Source organism: Pararhizobium sp. LjRoot238, assembly GCF_964252955.1.
Classification (GTDB): domain Bacteria; phylum Pseudomonadota; class Alphaproteobacteria; order Rhizobiales; family Rhizobiaceae; genus Pararhizobium.
The window spans coordinates 1-510 of the sequence record NZ_CAXUPP020000012.1 but is presented as its reverse complement, the minus strand read 5'-3'; the positions used below and the strand labels follow the sequence as shown (position 1 = coordinate 510).

Here is a 510-nt window from a genome sequence, read left to right as displayed (position 1 = left end):
CCGTCATCACCATCCTTGGAAAGAAACATTGGCTGTGGCGGGCCGTTGATCAAGACGGTTTCGTTCTCGACGTTCTGGTGCAGTCCCGCCGCAATGCCAAAGCTGCCAAGCGGTTGATGAAAAAGTTATTGAAGGAACAAGGCGGCCCGCCTCGTGTCATGATCACCGACAAGCTGAGATCTTACGGCGCGGCCAAGCGTGACATCATGACCGGCGTCGATCATCGCTCTCACAAAGGCTTGAACAACCGGGCGGAGAATTCGCATCAACCGATCCGAAGGCGGAGCGGATCATGAAACGTTTCAAGTCCGCGCGACAGCTTCAGCGTTTCGCTTCCATCCACGATCCGATCGCCAATCTTTTCTACATCCCCCGCCACGATATCTCATCAGCTCACCATCGCGAGCTGCGAAACAGAGCCATGCAAATGTGGAACGATATCGGCCTTCAGGCTCTTTGAAAAGCAAACGCTTCGGACAGATTTGCCCTCGGTCGTTAAGTTTACGATGC

The 510-nt window shown here is 54.1% G+C and carries 1 pseudogene; it reads left to right on the top strand.

Annotated elements, in window-relative coordinates:
* Window positions 1–460, top strand: a pseudogene (locus tag ACSQ3F_RS29340) (IS6 family transposase); the annotation flags it as partial.
* Window positions 461–510 lie beyond the last annotated feature (50 nt).